This is a genomic window from uncultured Gimesia sp. (assembly GCF_937910335.1).
Lineage (GTDB): Bacteria > Planctomycetota > Planctomycetia > Planctomycetales > Planctomycetaceae > Gimesia.
The window spans coordinates 1-3,708 of the sequence record NZ_CALEMX010000448.1 but is presented as its reverse complement, the minus strand read 5'-3'; the positions used below and the strand labels follow the sequence as shown (position 1 = coordinate 3,708).

Here is a 3,708-nt window from a genome sequence, read left to right as displayed (position 1 = left end):
CCGTGAGTGCATAAAGGTGAATTTATATTTAACCAAAGTCATTTCCAGGCCTGTCTTTTCGTCATTTTGACATTTTTATTTGGAATCAAATAGAGTCAAAAGCCTCATCTAAAAAGAGAGATGACGAATACGATCAAAATGTAATTACTTCCCTCATTCAGCGATGGAGCGCGAAAGCATGTGTGGAATTGTCGGATATATTGGTCATCGCCAAGCCGGTCCTGTCTTAATTAAAGGTCTGCAAAAACTGGAATATCGTGGATATGACAGTGCTGGAGTAGCCGCCCACGATGGGACGTCGATTCATATTCGGAAGAAAAAAGGGCGGGTTGCTGAAATGGCGGCCCTGTTCAAAGCGAGTCCTGTCTCGGGAACTTTGGGAATCGGTCATACGCGTTGGGCGACGCATGGTGAAACGAACGATCAGAATTCTCATCCCCATACCGGTGGTAACGGTGAGGTGGTCATTGTTCATAATGGTGTGATTGAAAACTATTCCACACTCCGCACACAACTCCAGGGGCTGGGATATATCTTTCGGACAACGACAGATTCAGAAACGATTGCGCACTTACTGTCACACCATTTGGAAGAGCAGATTAAACTGGGATCCGATCCAGAAGACGTTTCAACATATCTGAAAGTTGTCGAGATAACACTTTCTAAATTGAAGGGTACTTTTGGACTGGTGATCTTGTTCCAGGACCTTCCTGATTTACTGATCGCGGCTCGTTTGGGAAGCCCTCTTGTGATTGGTGTGGGAAAAGGGGAACAATTTATCGCCAGTGATGCAACTCCTCTGGCGGGATATACGGATGAAGTCATTTATCTGGCCGATCATGAGATGGCAATTCTTACGCGAGATGAAGTGGAAGTCATTCATCGGGACGAAGGGCAACAGAAACTGGCGATTCATACACTCGATCAAGTGAGTGTGGAAGCGGAACTGGGTGATTTCAAACATTACATGCTGAAAGAAATATTTGAACAACCCCAGACGCTGGAAAACGCAATGCGCGGTCGGATCGATGAAGACGAAGCAACCGCAAAATTTGGTGGGTTGAATCTGTCTGCACAACAGCTCAGAAAGATTGATCGTGTGGTGTTAACGGCCTGTGGTACAAGCTGGCATTCGGGTCTTGTGGGAGAATATTTGTTAGAAGAATTTGCCCGAATTCCAACCGAAGTCGAATACGCGAGTGAATTGCGTTATCGGAATCCTCCAATATCGAACAGTACCATGATTTTTGCGATCACTCAGAGTGGTGAGACAGCGGATACGCTCGCAGCGATGCGGGAATGTAAACGAAAAGGGCATCCGACGCTGGCAATTTGCAATGTGGTCGGTTCTTCAATAGCCCGTGAGGCAGATGGCGGGATCTATTTGCACGCCGGCCAGGAAGTGGGTGTCGCTTCTACGAAAGCCTTTACGTCTCAGGTCATGGTCATGATACAGTTGGCACTGTTTCTCGGAAGAATGAGGCATCTCTCATATCCGGCAGGCCGCCGAATTATCGATGCGATTCAAAAAGTTCCGGATCAAATTCGGAAGTGCCTGGAATATCATGATCGAGTCAAAGACATTGCGAATAAGTATTGTCACTTCAATAACTTTCTCTATCTCGGGCGACTGTATAATTTTCCGGGTGCTCTGGAAGGCGCCTTGAAACTGAAAGAGATCAGTTATATCCACGCGGAAGGTTATCCGGCTGCTGAAATGAAACATGGTCCGATCGCGCTGGTTGATGAAGTAACGCCTAGTGTGTTTGTTGTTCCTCGAGGACAGATTTATCCGAAAGTCATGAGTAATCTGGAAGAGGTCAAAGCGCGAAAAGGGCCTGTAATTGCTATTGCCTGTGAAGGGGATAAAAAAATTGCAGAGATTGCCGATGATGTAATTTATGTTCCCGATGTGGATGATTTCCTGCAACCTCTGGTCACCGCAATTCCACTGCAACTTCTGTCATATCACATCGCTGTTTTACGGGGTTGTAATGTAGACCAGCCTCGAAATCTGGCAAAAAGTGTGACTGTCGAATAGTGATTTCTGGATAGAAAACATCTTTCCAGATTACTCGAAAACGCCATGATTAAAGTTACTGAGATGAATCAGTTTTCAGCCTGTGGTTGATGGTTCATTCTCAGTTGTTTGGCAATTTCTTTGACGAGTAAGTTCGCACCAGCTGACGAGAGATGATCATCGTCACAATAATAAGTGAATTCATCGTTATGTGTATAGCATCGACCGCTAGATTCATCACAAAAAATAGTGGCCGGGTAAACGCGAATTACATTTTCGTTGCTGGGGAATTTATCAAATAATTCAAATGCTTTTTGTGATCTCGATTTATAATTTTCGAAACTATGTGAAGCAATGAGTTCATTCGAAAGATTTGATGCCTCGCTAGCTGATATTGCACTAAGCATACTCTTGATTTTCATGGGTACATGGAAACCAGTTTCGGGTATTGGGTAAACCAGAACTACTTTATGACCTTGATTGATAATCCATTTGAATGTTCTAAAAATATTCTCTTCTACAGTTTTGTTGTTTGTTGACCAAAGAGTTTCACCAATAAAAGATCCTTTGGCGTTAAATTCAATTCCACCCTCGCCATTATCATAGTATGTTCCATTTAAATAAACGTTCATTCTTGATGTGAAGATGAAAACGGACGAAGGAGGGAATTTATATTCAGTAATGAATTTCTGCCATTTTGGGGTATGGTTTTTATCAAATAAGTTTAACTGCTCTCTCCCTAAGCCTCTATTAACATTGAAATAGAAAGGGGCACCTGTGAGTTGCAGGTAATTCATTCCCATCGTATTTGATAATTTATATAAATGTGGTGCTAAAGTACTCGCATGACTATCTCCAAGATTTATTAAGTAGGGTGCATCTTTGAAAGTATCAACATTGCATAGATCATCCACACTCCGTTGATGACAAATACGTCCATCGATTTCTAAAAAATCTCTGACACCAGTTTGGAGCAGAGGATGCAAATTGTCACTTTTTCCTACCGAATCAGTTCTGAATAAATAGGTTTGTGTTCCCACTAACAAAATGAAAGTCGGTACTAAACAAGTTAAGAAATATTTCGTTCTTAATTTGGTCTTGTTTCTAGTAGGTTGTTCAACCAGCCAATAGGTGAGAACGGACAAGATTAAGGCGAGGAGAATGCATTCAACCTTACCGTAGGCAGACAGCGAGATTTCTTTGATACGTGCAAAAGCAAAAATTGGGAAATGCCAGAGGTAAAAACTATATGAAATTAGTCCAACGGCAACAAAGAGTTTGCTTCCCAGTAAATCTGAGACAAGTTCACCTTTTTTGCTAAACCAAATAATTAACATTGTTCCTATCACAGGTAACAAGGTGATGAAGGACGGATGAGGCATCTGGTCATCAAAAAATACAATTGCATTGCAAATGAGAAACAGGCCCACAGCAGGCATGAGTTCGACGAGAAATGAATTATTGATGCGACCTTTCTCAATTTCCAGTTTTGCAAGTAAGGCACCCGCAAGCAATTCCCATCCGCGTGCTGGAAGCAGGAAGAAATTGGCATCCGGAAAATTGGCGCTGCCATAATTCGCCAGTTGCAACGAAAACAGGAAGGATAAAGCAAAGAAAGAAGTAATATAATTTTTCGCGAACTTCCAGAGTAGCATCAGAATGATCGGAAAAAAAACGTAGAACTGTTC

At 42.5% G+C, this 3,708-nt stretch carries 2 protein-coding genes; one reads left to right on the top strand and one right to left on the bottom strand.

The window, feature by feature from the left end; genetic code table 11:
• Positions 1-178: 178 nt before the first annotated feature.
• Complete coding sequence (glmS, locus tag Q0668_RS17885; protein ID WP_298867112.1) at positions 179-2,041, top strand: glutamine--fructose-6-phosphate transaminase (isomerizing); 1,863 nt, start codon at positions 179-181, stop codon at positions 2,039-2,041.
• 68 nt (positions 2,042-2,109) lie between these two features.
• On the opposite strand, the gene Q0668_RS17880 is transcribed toward glmS, so the two are convergent.
• Positions 2,110-3,708, bottom strand: a 1,599-nt coding sequence (locus Q0668_RS17880) for an acyltransferase family protein (protein ID WP_298867110.1), incomplete at its 5' end; no start/stop codon positions are given.

What these genes read in the sequence shown, in the direction of transcription:
- glmS (WP_298867112.1), top strand. Translation starts at nt 179, where the DNA reads ATGTGTGGAATTGTCGGATATATTGGTCATCGCCAAGCCGGTCCTGTC.